We start from the raw sequence: 19,434 nt of genomic DNA on the forward strand, positions 1-19,434 counted from the left end.
TTTCCATTGACGCGCATGCCGAGGCAATCGGCATGCGCTTTTTTCGTTTCAGCCTGACCGACTTCGTATGACCCGATCTGCCCGCATTCTGTTTTCGTTCGCCTTCGCCGCCCTCGCTGCTACGGCACAGGCCGCCGGCCCGGCTTCGTCCAACGCGCTGACCGCCTTGCGCGTCGAACACCAACTGTCGTCGCTCGGCACCGATGGCATCCAGCGCGACGTCCGCTTTGCCGAGCGCGTCTACCGCCAGGGCGACCGCGTCTGGATCGCCCGCGAACTGCCGCCCGCTTCGGCGCACGCCGAGCACGACCACGCCAACGCCCATGCCGGCCACAAGCACGCCGATACCGACACCGCCCCGCGCTGGATCGAACGCGACGCCAAGGGCGCGCTGACCGTGCGCGTGGTCAGCGAATCCCAGCAGAAAAACTACGCCGTGGAACCGGCCGAATATTCCAACATCGGCTTCGACGGCTCGTGGGCGACGGCGTATCACTTGCTCGACCCAGCCGCACTCAAGGGCATGCGCGCCGAAGGCCCGGTGCGCAATGGCGTGCAGACCTACCGATCGACGCAGGGCGAGCGCACTGTCACCGTCGATTGGGACGTGGCCGGCCAATACCCGCGTCGCGTGGAATCGCGCAACGCCACCGGCACGCAACGCAAGCTCACGCGCGTGACGGCGTTGCCGGCCCCCGCCGCCGCGCCGTGGGAACGCGCCCAGCGCTACGCCGCCGCCGATTACACCGACCTGATGGACTGACGCTTCGGTCGGTGCGGGATAGCGCTATAGTGCGAACACCCCCATACGTTCGCACCGACATGACGATCACCGACCCGACCCTCGCTGCGTTTGCCGCTCCCGCCTCGCACGTGCCGCGCGTGCTCACCATCGCCGGTTCGGACAGCGGCGGCGGTGCGGGCATCCAGGCTGACCTGAAGACGTTTGCCGCGCTCGGCTGCTACGGCATGTCGGCCATCACGGCCATCACCGCGCAGAACACGCTGGGCGTGACGGCGGTGGAATCGCTCACCCCGGACATCGTTGCCGCGCAGATCGACGCCGTGGCAAGCGACATTGGCGTCGATGCGGCCAAGACCGGCATGCTCGGCACGCCGCAGGTGGTGGAAGCCATTCTCTCGGCGCTGGACCGCCACCCGATCGCCAACCTCGTCGTCGATCCGGTCATGGTCAGCACCAGCGGCGCGCAGCTCGGCAGCGACGCCACGGTGCGGGCGATGGCGAAGTGGCTCTTCCCGCGCGCGTTGGTCGTCACGCCGAACCTGCCGGAAGCCAGCGCGCTGCTCGGCCGCGAGGTGCGCACCGCCGACGACATGCTGCCCGCCGCGCGCGACCTGCTGGCGCTTGGGCCGCGCGCCGTGCTGCTCAAGGGCGGGCACCTGAGCGCCACGTCCACCGCCGGTGAAGACGGCGTGCTGCAAGACGTGCTCGTCACCGCTGAAGGCACCGAGCGCGTCTACGCGCATACCTACATCGACACGCCCCACACGCACGGCACGGGCTGCACGCTGTCCGCCGCCATTGCCGCCCACCTGGCGCGCGGCGATGCGCTGGAAGTCGCCATCGAAGCCTCGCTCGATTACCTGCTGCATGCCATCGGCGCGGGCCGCCACCTGGCGCTCGGTCGTGGCGCCGGTCCGTTGAACCACGGATTCGCACCGCGGCCGCTCGCCGCACCGCGTTCGCTCGAAGTGGATGTCGAGGAAGACTGATCAGGAGCTGCCATGAAACGCCTGCCGCTCATGCTGGTTCGCTGCCTTCCGCTCGCTGCGCTTTGCGCGCTGCTTGGTGCCTGCAATGGCTACATCAGCCTGGGCTCGCCCATCGGCAGCGCCTTCTCGATTGGCGGGACGTTGTCCGGGCTGCCCGGCGGCCAGTCGATCGTATTGCTCAACAACGGCCGCGATTCGCTCACGCTGGCCGCCAACGGCCCGTTCGTGTTTGGCGGGCTGGTGCCGTTCGACGGCAGCTATGTGGTGACGATCAGCACGCAGCCCGCGTCGGCCAACTGCGTGGTGACGAATGGCAGCGGCACGGTCAATGGCGATGTGAACAATGTGCAGGTGACGTGTCAGGCGCGTTGAACCTGTCTCGTAACGGGCTCATTGAACGTTGGCCTTATTGCCGTCGGTCCGTTCCCCAAACCACGCCCAATACGCCCGGTTCTCGCCTCGTGCGCGCGGCCAGTACGTCACCGGCGGCTTGGGTTGCCAGCCCGGCGGCGGCCCGATCAGCACTGCCCAGCTGTCGGCGGAATCCGCCACGCTGGTGACGACGGCACTCTTGCCGCTCTGGTCGGCATACGCCGCCGCAAACGCGGCATTGACAGCAAAGCTGGCTGCCCGCGCCGGCCCCTCCATGTGCTCCGCCACGCTATACACGTTGGCGATCTGGTCGAGGTCCGGCCACTGCTGGTAAATAGCGGCGCGCAACGGCCGCATCAAGGAAGTGACATTGTCGGCATGCTTTGGCACGTCGTAGTAGACGCGCTCGACCGGATGCTGTTCTGAGGCCTGTGCTTGCACGGCTTGCATGAGCCCGGCCCACGCGCCGCCGGGATTGGCGGCCTTGTTGCCGATGGCGCCTTGGTGTTGATGCGGGGTGTAGAACGAGGCCAGTGCTGTGTAGCCCCAGTCGGCGCTCGGGTGGCCGAGGATCAGCAGGGCGGTGTTTTCGTTGGTCTGCTCGCCCATGGGGTAGTTGGGCGCGTCTACATTCCATACCCACGTCAGCTTGTCGGGGTGTTGCGCCAGGAACTTGAGGGCGTCTTGGAGGTTGTAGAAACCGACGTTGGTGTCGCCTGCCGACACCGTGACGTTGGGCAACCTGCCCTCAGGGTTGAGCAGCATGCTTTTGGCTTGGGCGTCGCTTGCGATCTCGTGAAACACCAGCCGCCGCACTGCCTGCAGTGACAGGGTGCGCTCGCCAATAATCATTTCCGGAAAGACGCGCGTACCGCGTACGGTCCTACCCCTGTCATCTTTGTGCAGCGTGACCCAGTAGTCGCGCATGCGTTCTTCGGCATGGGCGGCGTCGTAGGCGAGAATGCTGGGCGCGGGCATGCCCATGGCCTTTTGCTCTTCAAGAAGGTCTTTCTGTCCCGTACTGGGGTGAGTGTCGTCAAGGTAGGTTGGCGTGTTCAACCACTCGCGCGGCAAGCCAAAGAACACGTTCGGGTCGAAGTAGTTAGGGCGGCTGGTACCCCGCTTGAGGGAATAGAAATAATTCGCGTCCTCCAGGTAGTCGTTGAAGGTGAGCAGTGGGGCGGTAATCAATTTGCTCAATGCCGACTCGAATCTGTCGCGCTTTACATGTGGAAAGTCCTCCAATCGTTCATGGCGCGACAAGCCAAGCGTCACCTGCCCCACCGCATCGCCCAGCTTGAAGCGTTTCGCCTGCAGGTCGTCGTCATTGGGCTGTGCGAGCCCTTGTGCCCACAGCAGATTCCATTGGGTTGGGTAGTCCCGCCACATCAGCGGGTTAAGCCATTGCACCCCCAGCAGGACTGCGGCGGGGGCCTGGCCCTGATGACCTTGTTCTGCTTGCGTTTGCATGCGCGGCCAGGCGATGGGTTGGCGGTAGTAGGTTTTATTGGTCGGCATCTGGACTCCGGATTGACAGGCAGAAAGCAACAGGCAGGCGGCTGCGAGCACGTGGGTGGCGGCACGCCGATAAGCGATGAGATGAAATGAATCGCGCATGTGGGTTCCTCAGGCGTAGCGTGGTCCGTCTGGCGGCATGTGGTACGCATCTAAGCGCCCGGGATTTCGCGCGTCGTCAATGCCAATAGCCCTGACAGCGCCCTTGATAGCCGCTAGGTTTTTGTGTTGCTCCAACGGGCCGTTGTCGTAGAGCGCTGCCTTCGTGCCGTAGTACGTGAACTCGCTGTCGTTCTTGGGATCGCGCCCCGGCGGGTATTCGTCCTTGTCTACTGGCTCACACCACCGCCAATCCGCCATCCGCCGCAACTGGTTCATCAACAACTCATCGAAGTGGCACAAGCCCACGTCCACGTCATACGCGAGCACATGTTCGGCATGCATGGCGTTGGTGAGGATGGTGGAGTGGTTGGTGGCTTGCGCGTCTTCGCCGTCCTTCATCAGCGCCGTGCGCTCTTGCTGTTCGAAAGCGCCAAACGTGGTGCCGCGCAAGGTGTGGTGTTGTGCGGCGTTCATCTTCTCAACGTCGTCTTCCGCAAAGAGCACGCCCTTTCTGAGGGAGCCGTCGTCGTTGTAGAGTTCGCGCCGCGCGCGCTGGCGCACCCCGGCGTTCTGGTCGTAGCGCATGGCGGCTTCGCTGGCGGCATTGCCGTGGCCGGTCTTGCGTTGCTCGGCGTAGGGATCGAACTGGCCCTCTGGAATGCTCCGCTTGCGGTTCAGCGCATCGCTGGCGGATTCCTTGTGCGCGTTGAAGGGGCCGATGGTGCGCACGCCATCCGGATGTGAGGTCTCGCCGGGTCGAGGCTCGCCGTGCGGCAGGTAGACGGCTTGGGGCACGATGCCGCCGCCGGGCACCTTGGGGGCATTGACGAGCACGGCCCAGTCATCCGCTGGGTCGGCATTGACGTTGGTGGCGCCCTTGACGGCTTGGCCGCCCCACATGATGGCTTGGATCGGAACGCCGGCAGCGCTGGCGACAAGCTTGCCCCAAATACTCTTGCGCGAATCGCCCCAGATCCTGGCGAAGGAAACCCCCGCGGTGTCGGGGGACGGCGTCCAGAAGGTGGGATTGGTGTTCCGCGGTTTGAAGGTGCCGGCGGTGTCATCCCAACCGCTGCCCACATCGGCAGGCGTGGCACCGATGGTGTCGTGCCAATAGCGGTAACGGTAGCCGGGTTCTGCCCCAACCTTGTACGGGGTTCCCGGCTTGGTTTGCGCCCAGACGCGTTGGAACAGAATGCCCTGAGCCCCGGTGGCTTGCACATCCTTGTCGTTCAAGCCAAGCCAGCCCATGCCTTGGACTGGTGAAACGGAGATGACGCGGTCGTGCGGGCAGCAATAGAGGAAGACGCGCCCCCGGGTCTGGTGGTCAGCGCTGTCCTGGGCGGCAGTGCGCGGGGTGTCGCCATTCTGGGGGCACGCGTTGAATCCGAGCTGATCCACGGCGTGGTGGCTGTAGTGTTGGGCCCGGGCCTGGAAGTGGCGCACGATGTCGAAGAAGCCCTTGAGGCCGGCAACGCGCGCGTCGTAGGTGACGCGGCCTGCGCCGTCAAATTGGCTGAAGTTATCCAGGCGGCTTCCGCGCAGGCTGTAAGGCGGGTTGGCGAGGACGTAGGTGTCGGCCACGCCCAATCATTGGAACTCGGGATGGTTAGCTCCGAAGTAGGCAGAAGCCAGGCCCACCATGTTGCCCTGGCTATGGCAGACGACGGTGACGGGGCAATCGCGTTCGAAGATGTCGCGGTGCAGCTCGCGGATGCGAGCGACCAGCTTGGCTAACCGCCACGCGGCAAAGGCCTGGTAGTGGCGCGTGGGCGCGCTGTAGATCTGGCGGTCGCTGGTTTGCAGGTGCTGAAGTTCAAACAGACCACCCAAGACTTCGCTGTCGGTGCCCTTGCCGAACAGATCCGGCAGAGCGGAGGCGCCATTCACGAACGGACCGCCGCCCCAGGCGTTTTTCTCGTCGAGCAGAATATTGCCGCCCACACTGGCAAGCTCGTTTCGAACGGTGCCATCTTCCTGGACGACGTCTTCGCTGCTGGCTTTGTAGCCCCAGCGGAAACGGATGACGGGGCTGGTGCCGCTGCCCGGTTCAATGAAGGTGTTGGCTTTGAGGTCGCGGCGTATATAGCCGTCTTCCGTCAGCTCGGCTGTATAGCGCATGGGACGCAGCTTGCCGCTCTCCTTGGGGTAGGCCATTTGTTCGTCATTGCGTTGCAGGCGGGCATTGAGCCCCTTGCAAAGGCCTTCCTCTGCGGCATCGAACCATTCGCCGGTGGAGTTGACGCCATGCACGAAGATGATGACGCCGGGCAGTGGTGCGGGATAGACGACCTTGCGGCATAGGCCGCCGGGCAGGGTGATGTCCGTCACCTTGATGCCGTAGAACGAGCGACGGCGGGCGGTGACGGTAGTTTCGGGCAGAGCCTGTTCAGGGATAGTCATCGTGCAGGACCTCAGGGTGGAAGATGCGAATGCACACAGATCCACCAGTGTCGGAGCGGCGCGCACGAAATCGACGAGACTCAACACTCTTTGACTTCATCGCCCCTGAGGCCGGCACGTAATGAACAACGATGGGATATGTTCGACGCGGCAGTTAGTCGAGAACGCAGGAACAAAAAAAAGCGCGGCTCTCGTCCGCGCTTTTTTCTTTCCACCGCCGATGTCAAGCCGATGCCGCCGCCTGCTCCTTCGTCCACTTCTCCATGCGTTTTGCCATCTCGTCGGGCGCCACGTCTTCGACATGCGTGGACACGGTCCACACGTGGCCGAACGGGTCTTTCAGCGTGCCGGAGCGGTCGCCGTAGAACTGGTCCACCACGGGGCGGACTTCCGTGCCGCCGGCCTTCAGCGCATTGGCAAACACGGTGTCGACGTTGGGTACGTAGATCATCATGCCGACCGACGTGCTCTGCAGCGTGTCGGGGCTGGCGCAGGCCATGTTGGGGAATTCATCGGCCAGCATGATGGGCGAATTGCCGATGCGGATTTCTGCGTGCGCGATGGTGCCGTTGGGGCCGTTCATGCGCATGATTTCAGTGGCGCCGAAGGCCTGCTTATAGAAGTCGATGGCGCGCGCGGCGCCTTTGATGCTCAGGTACGGGGTGACGCTGTGGTAACCCTCGGGGATGGGCTGGACCGCCATGTCTTGTCTCCTGCAGCGTGTGTTGGAAAGCCGCTGCGGCAACAACCGCAGCGGCGCACGAACAGGATAGGTCAGCGAAAACGCGGGTGCGCGGCGCAAGCGCGCAGACGTGCGGCGGACGATGCTTACGCGCGCACGTGCGCCGCGAACGTCGCTTGCAGTGCGTCTACCGCAGCCGGCACATCGGCCGCCTGGGTGATGGCGCGCACCACCGCCACGGAGCCCACGCCGGATTCCAGCACGCGCGGCATCGCTGCCAGATCGATGCCACCGATGGCGACCAGCGGCGGCGCCGGCACGCGCGTGCGCATGGCGGCCGCATAGGCGAACAGGCGGCCGAGGCCTTGCGGCACGGTCGGCATGGTCTTGGTGGGCGTGGCGAACACGGCGCCCAGTGCAAGGTAGCTCGGGTTCAACGGTGCGACGCGCAGCATTTCGGCAAAGCCGTGCGTGCTGATGCCAAGGCGCAAACCGGCCGAGCGGATCGCCACTAGGTCGGCATCGTCGATGTCTTCCTGGCCGAGGTGAATGCCGTAGATGCCGCTGCCGGGCACCTGCGCATGCACGCTCATCGCAACTTGCCAGTGGTCGTTGATGAACAGGCGCGTGGCGCTGCCGCGTGCGGCGGCTTCTGCGCGGCGCACTTGGTCGACCACAGCTTGCGCGTCGTCCGACTTGAAGCGCAGCTGCACCGTCGGCACCTTGAGCGCGACGAGGCGTGCCACCCAGTCCGAATCCGGCACGACGGCGTAGATACCGAGCTGCGTCGGGCACAGCGCAAAGGCAAGGTCGGCTGCGGTGGGGCACGGCAACGCCGGTTCGAGCACGCGAGGCAAGGCATCGAATTGCGTGGGCCAAGCGAGGGCATCGGCATTGCCTTCGGCAATCCACGCGCGCGCCACGCACAGCGCATCGCGCGGTTCGAATGCCAACGCGAGTGCCGCACCGAAGATGGCGACGAAGCGCGCATCGAATGCATCGCCTTGCGCCGCAGACGTGAAGCGGTACATACCGAGGCGGTCGTACACGGTGTCGATGCGTTGATCGCCTTCCACTGCAGTCAACACAACAGCGGCGCCAGCAGAGCGAGCACGTTCGGCTTGCGCCGCATCCGTCGTCAGCAGAACGGTGGCGGGGCTGGTGGCTTCGTCAGCGCGGTCGGTCACGCTCCAGGCGTGCGGCGCGCGACCGAAGGCTTCGGTATGGCGATCGACGATCTGCGCAGCAAGGGCTGCCGCCTCCGGCCACGCGGCGGAAAAACGCAAGGCGGACGCACTCATGCCTGCTTCTCTTCCGCATGCCAGAACGGCAACCCAACAACCGGCGTGCTGGCCTGCGCGACATCACGCTCAGGCATCGGGCCCGACAGCCGCGCAAGGCGACCGGCCTGCGTGGCCATCGCAAACGCCTGCGCCATCGCCACCGGATCGCCGGCTTGGGCGACGGCGGTGTTGAGCAGCACGGCGTCGTAGCCCCATTCCATCACCTGCGTCGCGTGCGACGGCACACCCAGGCCCGCATCGACGATCAGCGGTACGTTGGGCAGGCGCTCGCGCAGCAGGCGCAGGCCGTACGGGTTGGTGGGCCCGCGGCCGGTGCCGATGGGTGCGGCCCACGGCATCAGCGCCTGGCAGCCGACGTCGAGCAGGCGGCGGCACAGCACGAGGTCTTCGGTGCAATACGGCAGCACCTTGAAGCCGTCGCGGATGAGGCGTTCGGCCGCAGCCGGCAGCGCGAGCGTGTCGGGCTGCAGCGTGTAGTCGTCGCCGATGACTTCGAGCTTGATCCAGTCGGTCTCGAACACCTCACGCGACATCTGCGCGAGCGTGTAGGCCTCGTCGGCGGAATAGCAGCCGGCGGTGTTCGGCAGCACGGGCACGCCGAGTTCGCGCAGCATCTTCCAGAAGCCCGCGCCGCCTTCGGGCGAGCCCGCGCTCTGGCGGCGCAGCGCCACCGTCAGCATGGCCGGGTTGGACACGCGCACGGCGTCTTCCAGCGATTGCGGCGATGGGTAGCGCGCGGTTCCGAGCAGCAGGCGCGAGGCGAAGGTTTCGTCGTAGAGGCGCAGCGGGTCAGCCACGGCGGACAGATTCGTAGTGGTCATCGAAGACTCCTAGCCGCCCACGACGGGCTGCACGAGTGCAATGCGGTCGCCTGTCTTGAGCGCGTGCTGCGCATGGCGCGCCTTGGGCACGAAATCGCCATTCACGGATGCGGCAAACGGCGGCGCGATCTGCAGTTGCGGCGTGGCAGCACCAATGGCGTCGGCCAGCGTGCTGCCCGCAGGCAGCGCCAGCGACAGGTCGTTGAGGGTGACGTTCAGCGTCATGACAAAACAGGTTCGGGGGATGCGGCTTCAGCGAACAGCCCGGGCCATTCGCAGTCGTCCGCATCGATGGTGCGGCCGTCCAGCAACGCGCGTGCAGTCGCCACAGCGGCTTGGGTGACGGCGGGCGCAATCATGTAACCGTGCCGGTACAGGCCGTTGACCGACAGCGTGCCCGCGCCATCCCAGCGCAGCGCGGGGCGATGGTCGGGCAGCGTCGGCCGGCACTGCGTATTCAGCTCCAGCACGCGGGCCTCGCCAAACGCGGGGTGCACGGCGTAGGCCGCAGACAGCAATTCCAGCGTGGAGCGCACGCTTGCCGGCGACATGTCGTCGGATTCCAGCTCAGTCGCGCCAATCACGTACACGTTGCCGGGCTTGGGCGCGATATAGAGCGGGTAGCGCGGATGCAGCATGCGCACCGGCCGCGTAAGCGACACGTCCGGCGCATGGATGCGCGCCACTTCGCCGCGCAGACCACGCAAGCGCGGCCACTGCGGCTTGGCACCGAGGCCACGGCAATCGAGCACGAGGCGCGCGCCCAGCCCCGCAGCGGCGAGCGCGTCGGGGCTCGGATCGACAACCTCCGTGTTCCAGCGCAATTGCACGCCAAGCGCTTCCAGCTCGGTCGCCAGCGCATCCAGCACGCCGCGCGGGTCAAGCTGGCCTTCGCCCGCCAGATACAGGCCCTGCGTGAAGCGTTGCGCGAGCAGCGGCTCCAACTGCGCAATGCCCGCTGCATCCACGGCGCGCAGATCGGCGGCCACACGCTCGGGCGGCGCGGCATTGCGGACGTGGCTGGCAAACAGCGATGCCTCTCCACGATCCGCCGCATGCCACACGACGAGCGTGCCGGCCTCCTGGAAGAAGACCGGCGTGCGCAGCTTGGGCAACCAGGTACGCCACAGCGCGAGGCTGGCCAACCCCAAATCCACGACGAAACGATCGGCCACGGCCGCTTCAGCCAGCGGCGCCAGCATGGCCGCGGCCACATACGCCGCGGCACCGCTGCCATCGCGTGGGCCACGCTCCACCACGGCAATGCGCGCAGGCGGCACCCCCGTTTGCGCGAGTTGCCACGCACACAGGCGGCCAGCGAGGCCGCCGCCGAGGATCGTTACGTCAAATGAAGTCGAGGTTGGCATTGCACCGCTTGGCTTAGCTGTAGATCTTGCTGCCGCTCTTGCGGAACTCGATCGACTTTTCTTCCATGCCGCTCACGGCGGCAGTAGCGTTGGAGTCGAGCGTGGCCGCGTAGTCGCGCACTTCCTGCGTGATCTTCATCGAGCAGAACTTCGGACCGCACATCGAACAGAAGTGCGCGATCTTGGCGCCCTCGGCCGGCAGCGTTTCATCGTGGAAGGCGCGCGCCTTCTCCGGATCGAGGCCGAGGTTGAACTGGTCTTCCCAGCGGAACTCGAAGCGCGCCTTCGACAGCGCGTTGTCGCGCAGCTGCGCGCCCGGCCAGCCCTTGGCAAGGTCGGCCGCATGCGCGGCGATCTTGTAGGTGATGATGCCTTCGCGCACGTCTTCCTTGTCGGGCAGGCCCAAGTGTTCCTTGGGCGTGACGTAGCACAGCATGGCGGTGCCGTACCAGCCGATGTTGGCTGCGCCGATGCCGCTGGTGATGTGGTCGTAGCCCGGGGCGATGTCGGTCACCAGGGGCCCAAGCGTGTAGAACGGGGCTTCGAAGCAGTGCTTCAGCTCTTCGTCCATGTTGGCCTGCACGCGCTGCAGCGGCACGTGGCCCGGGCCTTCGATCATGACCTGCACGTCGTGCTCCCACGCCTTCTTGGTCAGTTCGCCCAGCGTGTGCAGCTCGCCGAATTGCGCGGCGTCGTTCGAGTCGGCAATGCAACCCGGGCGCAAGCCATCGCCCAGGCTGAACGACACGTCGTACGCCTTCATGATTTCGCAGATCTCGTCGAAGTGCGTGTACAGGAAGTTTTCCTTGTGATGCGCCAGGCACCACTTGGCCATGATCGAGCCGCCGCGCGAGACGATGCCGGTGATGCGGTCAGCCGTGAGCGGCACATAGCGCAGCAGCACGCCGGCGTGGATGGTGAAGTAGTCCACGCCCTGCTCGGCTTGCTCGATCAGCGTGTCGCGGAACATCTCCCACGTCAGGTCTTCAGCCACGCCGCCCGTCTTGTCCAGCGCCTGGTAGATGGGCACCGTGCCGATGGGCACCGGCGAGTTGCGCAGGATCCATTCACGCGTTTCGTGAATGTGCTTGCCGGTGGACAAGTCCATGATCGTGTCGGCGCCCCAGCGGATCGCCCACACCATCTTTTCCACTTCCTCTGCCAGCGACGACGTCACCGCCGAGTTGCCGAGGTTGCCGTTGATCTTCACGCGGAAGTTGCGGCCGATGGCCATCGGCTCCAGCTCGGTGTGGTTGATGTTGGCGGGGATGATTGCGCGACCAGCGGCCACTTCGGCACGCACGAATTCCGGCGTGATGTCTTCCGGGCGCTGCGGCAGGTTCGCGCCGTACGAGAAGCCCGGATGCTGCTTGAGCAGCTGGCGGTACTCGGGCTTGTCTTGCAGCGCCTGCAGGTTCAGCGATTCGCGCAGCGCGACGTACTCCATTTCCGGCGTGATGATGCCGCGGCGCGCGTAGTGCATCTGGCTCACGTTGGCGCCGGCCTTGGCGCGGCGCGGCTTGGAGATGTGCGAGAAGCGCAGGTGCGCCGTGGCCGGGTCGTTGGCGCGCGTCTGGCCGTATTCGGACGACAGGCCCGAGAGGATTTCCGTATCGCCGCGCTCGTCGATCCACTTGGCGCGCAGCGGGGCCAGACCGGCCTTCAGGTCGATGTGCACATCGGGGTCGGAGTACGGGCCCGAGGTGTCGTACACCGGCACCGGCGGGTTCAGCATCTCGCCCTTGTCGGTGCGCGTGGCGGTCTGCTTGATGGTGCGCATCGGCACGCGGATGTCCGGGCGGCTGCCGACGATGTAGGTCTTGCTGGAGGCCGGATAGGCGAACTTCTGGTCGAGCTCGGACTGCAGCGAGTCGAACGATGCGGCGGGGGCGTTTTTGGCTTGGGGCATGGTCTCGTCCTTGATTCTGTGGCCTGGTGGTGCAGGCAGTGGACGAAACCGGGAGAGATGGCGTGACCCGAAGAACTGAGGGGTGGGCTGCCAGAGACTACGCGGTGTTCTGAAACTTCCCACGCCGGTACGAACCGGATCGGGTGCGAAGGGACTCTCTCAGCCGCACGGCCCATCCGTACGGCACCCCTGTTTCATCCAACGAGGCTGAATTTAAGCACAGGGCCGCCGGCGTTGCCAGCACGAAAACCAGTGAGGTGACGGTCGGCGGGTCATTTCAGTCCAAACCACCGCGCAATGTGCGGCGGCACGCACCGGCGGGGCTCGCCTTGATCTTGCGCAACCCCGCCGCGTTTCACCTATGCGACGCTCAATCCCTTTTCTATTGCATTGCGGCACGGCCGCTGGGAGTTGTCATGCTGGAGCGTCGGTTCACACTCGCGGGGCGCAGCCTCGTACCCATCGTGCAGGGCGGGATGGGCGTGGGTATTTCGGCGCACCGGCTGGCCGGCGCCGTGGCGCGCGAAGGCGGCGTGGGCACCATCGCCAGCATCGACTTGCGGCATCACCACGCAGACCTCGTCGCCGCCACCGAGAAATCGCGCGACAAGGACGCCATCAACGCCGCCAACCTCGTCGCGCTGGACCGCGAGATTCGCGCCGCGCGCGAAGGCAGCCAGGGCAACGGCATGATCGCCGTGAACGTGATGAAGGCGGTGGAATCGCACGCGGCGCTGGTGCGGCAGGCGTGCGAGAGCGGCGCCGATGCGATCGTCATGGGCGCGGGCCTGCCGCTCGATCTGCCGGAGATGACGGCGGAGCATCCGAAGGTGGCGCTCATCCCGATTCTTTCCGACTCGCGCGGCGTGGGCGTCGTGCTCAAACGGTGGATGAAAAAGGCGCGGCTGCCGGACGCGGTGGTGATCGAGCATCCGACGCATGCGGGCGGCCATCTGGGCGCGGCGCGCATCGAGGATTTGCGCGACGAGCGGTTCTCGTTTGCGCGCGTGCTGGATGAATGCCGGGAGTTGTTCATCAAGCTGGGGCTGGCGGCGGAGCAGATTCCGATCATCCTGGCGGGCGGCATCGATTCGCATGCCAAGGTGAAGCACTGGCTCGACAAGGGCGCCGCTGCGGTGCAGCTCGGTACGGCGTTTGCGGTGACGGAAGAGGGCGATGCGCACGTGCGCTTCAAGCGGGTGCTGACGGGTGCGGAGCAAGGCGATATCAGCGAGTTTGTCAGCGTGGCCGGGCTGCCGGCGCGGGCCGTGATGACGCCTTGGCTGTCGCGTTATCTGTCACGCGAAAGCGCGCTGCAGGCGAAAGCCAAGGTGCGGGATTGCCTGCAGGGGTTCGATTGCCTGCAGACGTGCGGGCTGCGGGATGGCATCGGCAAGGTGGGGCAGTTCTGCATTGACCTGAAGCTGGCACAGGCGCTGCGGGGGGACGTGGAGCGCGGACTGTTTTTCCGTGGGGCGGGGAAACTGCCGTTCGGGGAGGCGATCCGGCCGGTGCGGGAGTTGATGCATTACTTGTTGACGGGGGAGAAGCCGGTGGAATCCTCGACGGCAACCTGATGCGCTGACATCTCGCCGGAAAGAAAAGCCAGCCCGAAGGCTGGCTTTTTGTTGGGCGCTGACCGCTTATTGCCTCAGAACGGTGCAGCAAACGTCAACCGAATCCCCTGCTGCAAACCGCCCATCCCGGCCATCACGCTGTAGTCCAACCCAAACGTGAGCGGCCCGGTGCGGAACTTCGTTCCCAACCCGATCTGCATGCGATCGCGCCCAAACGGCGTACCCGGCACGTAGTAAGCGGGGCCCGCCGATGCCAAGTCGGCATACGCCAACCCTGCATTGTTCTGCCCATTGAAGTCGTGCTGGTACTCCACGCGCGCGAACGGCAGGAAGGTGCCCCACTTGGTCTTCTGCGTGTATTCCGCACGCAGGCCGAGCGTGCCGGATACCGTCGTCACCGTCTGGTCGAAATACGTCAGCGCGTTGAGGCCGGCGCCCGATTCGGTGAACTGATCCAGCGTCGATTGCGAGACCGACAGGCGGCCGTACGGTGAAACCAGCCACGTGCGATCCCGATGCTCATAGCCGGCCGACACGGAGGCAAACACTTGCTTGCCGTTGCGCTTGCCGGTGGCGAAGTCGTTGGAGTCGGTCACCCAGCGGCGCGAGTCGAAGCTGAGCGTGCCGAAGCCCGCCACGCCATCGACGAACAGCGTGGGCAGCGGACGGTAGCTGCCGTATAACGCGAGGCTGTAGCTGTCGCCCGTGCTCTTGGTGCCAGCGTTGCCGATGTCGGTGGAGTCTCGCCCATAGCCAAAGCCGGCGCCCACGGAGAACTGGTCGGACACGCGGTAGTCCGCACCCGCCGTCACACCGCCCGTGGTGAAGCGGAACCCCGAGCGCTGCGCCCCCGTGTTGGCGAAACCGAAGTCCAGCGTGCCAGCGCTCCAGAACGCGAGGTTGGTATCGATGCTGTCGGCGCCGCCGGCAGCCGCATCGGCGCCCGGCAGGTCGGGGCCGGCATCGCCATTGGTTTTGTCTGCGCTGGTGTCCTTGGTGACGTCCGGATTCCGCTTGCTGCGGCCAACAGGTCGGCCGCCCGCACCTTCACCACGCATGCACGCGTCATATGCGGCGATGCCCGCAACGTCCTGGCAACGCGCCCGCATGTCGGCGCGCTGGCCCGGCATGGCGACGGTCAGGCCGTTGTCCGACGGCGCACGACCGGTACCGTGCAGCGCTTCAAGGCGGCGGTTGTAGTTGTCGATCTGCGTTGTGGCGAAGCGGCGTGCTGCCTGGATCTGCGCGTTGATCAGGCCTGCCACGTCGGGGTCGGCTGACGGGTCCTTGCGTGCCGTCACGCTCACCTGCACGGTGGCCGGTGTCGAGGTGGCGAAGGCATTGGACAGCGTGTACGTCAACACCGCCTGACCGCTATACGTGCTGGACGGTGTGAAGTTGAGCACGTAGGTTGACGCAGCCGCGGCGAGCGTCTTCACGCCGGCGGGTGTCTGCACCGCCTTTTGCACGATCGTGGCGGAGCCGGCGTTGGACGGCACGACCGACACCAGCGTCGCCCCCGTGAACGGCCCGCCCGTGGCGCCCTCCGTCAAATCCACGCTAATCCCCTGCCCCGCCGACGTGATGGCCTGCTTCTGCGCCACGGCAATCGGCATGGCATTGACGGTGACCGTCGCGGGAATCGGCGCGGAGGTGCCTGCGGTGTTGATCAGCGCATAGGTAAAGGTGACGGCACCCGAGGTGGTCGGCGTGGGCGTGTAGACGATGTCCAGGCCGTTGACGACGGCGGTACCGCTCGCAGGCGGACTGACGATCGCAATGGACGAGAACGGGCCGCCCGTCGCATTGGCGGCCGCGTGCAGCGTGACGGGCGCGGTTGATGCGGTGGTGGCGGTGATGGGCGGCGCTGTGCCGATCACCTGCCCGACCACGATGGTGTAGCTGCGCGTGGTGCTATACGGCGCGCCCGTCCCTGTGCTGCTGTCGGACGCCTGCACCGTGAACGTGCTGCTGCCGAGCGCCGTGGCCGTGCCCGACAACACGCCGGTGCTGGGGTTCAGGCTGATGCCGGCCGGCAGCGCACCGGAGGCAAGCGCGTACGTGTAGGGTGCAGTGCCGCCGCTGGCGACCAGCGTCTGACTGTACGGCGTGTTGAGCGTGGCACCCGGCACCGTGGCGGGGTTCAGCGCAAGCGTGGGCGCGCCCACGATCAGGCTGTAAGCGCGGCTGGCCGTGAAGCTGTTGGCATCCGTCGCGGTGATGGTGAAGTTGAACGCGCCAACCGCCGTGGGCGTGCCCGACAGCACACCGGCCGAAGACAGCGCCATGCCGGCCGGCAATGCACCGGCCGAGATCGCGTAGGCGTACGGCGCAGTACCGTTGGTTGCAGTAACGGTCTGCGTGTACGCAGTCGCCACTGCCGGGTTGGGCAGCGTGGCCGGCGCCAGCGAAATGGTCGGCGCCGAAATGGTGAGCGTGTACGACCCCGTCACAGAGTACGGGCCGCTACCCGAACTGCTGTCGGTGGCCACGACGTTGAAGCTGGCCGCACCGGCCGCGGTGGGTGTGCCCGACAGGGTGGCCGTGCCAGCGTTCCATACCAGACCCGTCGGCAGCGACCCTGCGGTGACGGTCATCGCATACGTGTAGGGGCTGGTGCCGCCGCTGGCGGCAAAGGTGCGGCTATAGGCCGTGCCCGCCACGCCGCTCAGCGCGCCGGAGGCCGGCGCGATCGCCAAGGTCGGTGACGACACGGTGAGCGTGTAGGCACGGCTGCCGCTGTAAGGAGCCCCGGTGCCGGTGCTGTGGTCGGTACTGGTGACAGTGAAGTTGAACGTGCCGCCGGCCGTCGGCGTGCCGGAAAGCGTGCCGCTCGACGTCATCGTCATGCCCGCCGGCAGCGCGCCTGCGGTGACGGCATACGTGTACGGCGCGGTGCCACCGCTCGCCGTGATCGCTTGGCTGTAGGCGGTGCCGATGGTGCCTCCCGGCAACGTGGCCGGACTCACACTGATGGTGGGGGCGCTGATCGCCACGCCGTATGCGCGTGCACCGGCATAGCCGTTGGCATCCGTCGCGGTGACGGTGAAATTCGCCACGCCGCCAGCCGTCGGGGTGCCGGAGATAACGCCCGTGCTCGGGTTCAGGCTTACGCCCGTGGGTAACGTACCCGCCGTTATTGCATACGTGTACGGTGCGGCGCCTCCACTGGCTGTCAGCGTCTGGCTGTACGCCGAGCCCACCCCTGCGTTTGGCAGGGTGCTCGGCGACAGGGTGATCGTCGGCGTCGACGTAGTCAGCGTGTAGGTGCCCGAGACGTGGAACGGGCCGCTTCCGGTGGAGCTGTCGGTTGCCGTCACGGTGAAGTTGGCCACGCCCGTGGTGATCGGCGTACCCGACAGCACGCCCGTTCCAGTGTTGAACGACATCCCGGTGGGTAGCGCGCCGCTATTGACGACGATGCCGTAGGTGTAAGGCGCAGTGCCGCCGCCGGGGCTGAAGGTCTGGCTGTATGCCACGCCGGCGGTGGCGCTCAGGCTGCCAGACGCCGGCGTGATCGAAAGCGTGGGCGTATTCACGCTCAGGGTGTAAGCCCGGCTGCCGGTGTAAGGGCCGCTGCCGCCGGAGCTGTCTGCCGCCGTCACGCTGAAGTTGAATGTGCCGGCCGCCGTGGGCGTGCCTGACAGCGTTCCGTTGCTCGCCAGCGTCAGGCCGGCAGGCAGCGAGCCTGCGGTCACGGCATAGGTGTACGGCGCCGTGCCACCGCCGGCAGTCAGTGTCTGGCTGTAGGCGGTAGCGACAGTCGCATTGGCCAGCGTGGAGGGCGACACCGTGATGGTCGGCGCGGCGATGGTGAGCGACAGGGCGCCGCTGGTGGCCGTGAACGGACCGGTGCCGGTGCTGCTGTCGGTCGCTGTAACCGTGAAGTTGAACGTTCCTGAGGCGGTGGGCGTGCCCGACAGCGTGCCGTTGGCGGCCAGCGTCAGGCCCGGCGGCAGCGCACCCGAGGCCAGCGCGTAGCTGTAAGGTGCCGTGCCTCCCGCAGCCGACGCCAGCGACTGGCTGTAGGCCGTACCGACCGTGCCACCCGCCGGCGAGGCGGGCGCATAGCTGATCGTCGCATCCGATACGGTAACCGTCACCGTGGCTGGGGCGGACGTCCCCCCCGCATTGGTCGCCGTGTACGCAAAGGTGTCGGAGCCGGAGTACGACGCGTTGGGGGTATAGGTGATCGACGTGCCGGAGGCGGTGGCCGTGCCGTGGCTCGCGGGGGTCGAGACGGCCACGCTGAGTGGCGCGCCGCCCGTGATGTTCAGGGTGATGGGATTGCTGCTGCTGCCGTGTGCAACGGTGGCGCCGACCGCATTCGCAACAGGAGGCGCAACAAACGTGAACCGATCGGCAAGGGTGGTGGTGCTGGTGCCGTAAGGCGTGGTCACCGTCACGTCAACGGTACCTGCAGAACTGGCCGGAGAGGTGGCAACGATCTGCGTAGCGCTGTTGACGACATAGCTGGCTGCGTTGGCCGCCCCAAACTTGACCGCAGTCGCGCCGGTGAAACTGGTGCCGCTGATTAGGACCGATGTGCCCCCCGCGATCGCCCCGTTGTTCGGCGCAAGGCTCGTCACCGTCGGCGCAGTCGGGATCACGGTAATCGTCAATGAGCCGGTGGGCGTCCAGGTGGCACCGTCGCTCGAGATATAGAAGGTTGCCGTATCGGTGCCGACGAAAGAGGGGCTTGGGGGCGTATAAACGAACCGGTTGGGGGGACTCCAGAAACCGTAGACCTTTAGCGTACCGCCTTGGGCGGTTGGCGTTGTGAGGCTATCGTTGGCGTAGTCATCTCCCACCACATCGTTTGCGATACCGACGCTGAGCGGATCACAGTTGACGTTATCCGCGCCCGTGAGGTTATAGGTCTGGGTGGTGTTCTGCGGCATGGAAAACGCGACGGAACACGAAAACGCGAGCGCCCCTTGGGACAACACCGTCAGCCAGATCGCCAGTATGGCCAGCAGAACCCGGCGCACCCACTCCCGCCCCAGCGCCTTCAGGCATCGGAACATCGACCATCCGGCGACCCCACGCCGACCATACGGGCTGCCTTGTGTCAGCACGCGCATTTCTCCCTCGTCCCGCCCGCTCTCGCGCGGGCTTTTTGCTTTGTGGTGTATTGGGAATACGCCGTGCCGGATCCCCATCAGGCACTTCCCGATGATGAGGGAAATAGCATGCGGATTTGCACACGCAATCCATTGCAACGGGCGTAGCCGCGCAAGGGCACAGTGTTAATCCTTGGAAATATCCCCCCGATAGACCAATGCGACTTTCTTGTCTTTTATCGGAATAGACGCAACGATCCAGCGCGATGCTAAAAAAACGCTACCACCACGTCAATACCACCTTTCGGACGCCTTCGCTTGATGTCGCACTTTTGGCACGTTCCGCGTTGATACGGCGTTTTCATGAAAGCGCGCAAACATTCCGCCCATTATTTTTTTGTTGATACACCTTGACCAGAACGCCAATCAAATTGAGACGCAGAAACCATTAATAGAAGAATTGCTGCGCTGAAGCATTCAATATCGTGGCGATGTGACATTAGGAGGAGCGTTGCACCGCAATACCTTGCGGAATTTCGCTTGATGAGCAGCGGGATGGCACTGCCGTACAAACAGACGCTGTAT

12 protein-coding genes, 1 pseudogene and 1 riboswitch are annotated in these 19,434 nt (G+C 65.7%); of the genes and pseudogenes, 4 read left to right on the forward strand and 9 right to left on the reverse strand.

Annotated elements, in window-relative coordinates:
- Window positions 1-67 precede the first annotated feature (67 nt).
- The 3 genes from N511_RS0107430 to N511_RS0107440 are packed head-to-tail and all read left to right on the forward strand — an operon-like array spanning window position 68 to window position 2,106.
- Window positions 68-763, forward strand: coding sequence for a hypothetical protein (locus N511_RS0107430; protein WP_027678715.1), 696 nt, complete (start codon window positions 68-70; stop codon window positions 761-763).
- A gap of 59 nt (window positions 764-822) precedes the next feature.
- On the forward strand, window positions 823-1,734 hold the full coding sequence (gene thiD, locus N511_RS0107435; RefSeq protein WP_027678716.1) for a bifunctional hydroxymethylpyrimidine kinase/phosphomethylpyrimidine kinase: 912 nt from the start codon (window positions 823-825) through the stop codon (window positions 1,732-1,734).
- 12 nt (window positions 1,735-1,746) lie between these two features.
- Window positions 1,747-2,106 (forward strand): DUF4369 domain-containing protein, encoded by a 360-nt coding sequence (locus N511_RS0107440; protein ID WP_027678717.1) that lies wholly within the window; start codon window positions 1,747-1,749, stop codon window positions 2,104-2,106.
- An 18-nt stretch (window positions 2,107-2,124) separates the two neighbouring features.
- On the opposite strand, the gene N511_RS0107445 is transcribed toward N511_RS0107440, so the two are convergent.
- From N511_RS0107445 to thiC, 8 genes and pseudogenes are all read right to left on the reverse strand, one after another.
- Window positions 2,125-3,723, reverse strand: coding sequence for a hypothetical protein (locus N511_RS0107445; RefSeq protein ID WP_027678718.1), 1,599 nt, complete (start codon window positions 3,721-3,723; stop codon window positions 2,125-2,127).
- A 9-nt stretch (window positions 3,724-3,732) separates the two neighbouring features.
- Window positions 3,733-6,126, reverse strand: a pseudogene (locus tag N511_RS23795) (T6SS effector phospholipase Tle3 domain-containing protein).
- 223 nt (window positions 6,127-6,349) lie between these two features.
- Window positions 6,350-6,829 (reverse strand): VOC family protein, encoded by a 480-nt coding sequence (locus N511_RS0107455; protein ID WP_027678719.1) that lies wholly within the window; start codon window positions 6,827-6,829, stop codon window positions 6,350-6,352.
- Between the two features lie 125 nt (window positions 6,830-6,954).
- Entirely contained in the window at window positions 6,955-8,109 is a 1,155-nt protein-coding gene (locus N511_RS0107460; RefSeq protein WP_027678720.1) for a thiamine phosphate synthase, read from the reverse strand.
- Window positions 8,106-8,933: a thiazole synthase gene (locus tag N511_RS0107465; RefSeq protein WP_027678721.1), complete on the reverse strand. Its 828-nt coding sequence runs from the start codon at window positions 8,931-8,933 to the stop codon at window positions 8,106-8,108. Before N511_RS0107465 ends, N511_RS0107460 begins: the two co-directional genes overlap by 4 nt.
- A gap of 9 nt (window positions 8,934-8,942) precedes the next feature.
- Window positions 8,943-9,158, reverse strand: coding sequence for a sulfur carrier protein ThiS (gene thiS / locus N511_RS0107470; RefSeq protein WP_027678722.1), 216 nt, complete (start codon window positions 9,156-9,158; stop codon window positions 8,943-8,945).
- Window positions 9,155-10,300 carry an FAD-dependent oxidoreductase gene (locus N511_RS0107475; RefSeq protein WP_027678723.1) on the reverse strand — a complete coding sequence of 382 codons (1,146 nt, stop codon included), beginning with the start codon at window positions 10,298-10,300 and terminating at the stop codon, window positions 9,155-9,157. Before N511_RS0107475 ends, thiS begins: the two co-directional genes overlap by 4 nt.
- Window positions 10,301-10,313: 13 nt before the next feature.
- On the reverse strand, window positions 10,314-12,209 hold the full coding sequence (gene thiC, locus N511_RS0107480) for a phosphomethylpyrimidine synthase ThiC (RefSeq protein WP_027678724.1): 1,896 nt from the start codon (window positions 12,207-12,209) through the stop codon (window positions 10,314-10,316).
- A 99-nt stretch (window positions 12,210-12,308) separates the two neighbouring features.
- Window positions 12,309-12,410, reverse strand: a riboswitch (TPP riboswitch).
- Between the two features lie 215 nt (window positions 12,411-12,625).
- Here thiC and N511_RS0107485 point away from each other — a divergent pair.
- Window positions 12,626-13,786, forward strand: coding sequence for an NAD(P)H-dependent flavin oxidoreductase (locus N511_RS0107485; RefSeq protein WP_027678725.1), 1,161 nt, complete (start codon window positions 12,626-12,628; stop codon window positions 13,784-13,786).
- A 74-nt stretch (window positions 13,787-13,860) separates the two neighbouring features.
- On the opposite strand, the gene N511_RS0107490 is transcribed toward N511_RS0107485, so the two are convergent.
- A complete protein-coding gene (locus N511_RS0107490) occupies window positions 13,861-18,870 on the reverse strand; it encodes a putative Ig domain-containing protein (RefSeq protein WP_027678726.1) in 5,010 nt (1,669 codons plus the stop codon).
- Between the last annotated feature and the right edge of the window lie 564 nt (window positions 18,871-19,434).

This window comes from Ralstonia sp. UNC404CL21Col, assembly GCF_000620465.1.
Lineage (GTDB): Bacteria > Pseudomonadota > Gammaproteobacteria > Burkholderiales > Burkholderiaceae > Ralstonia > Ralstonia flatus.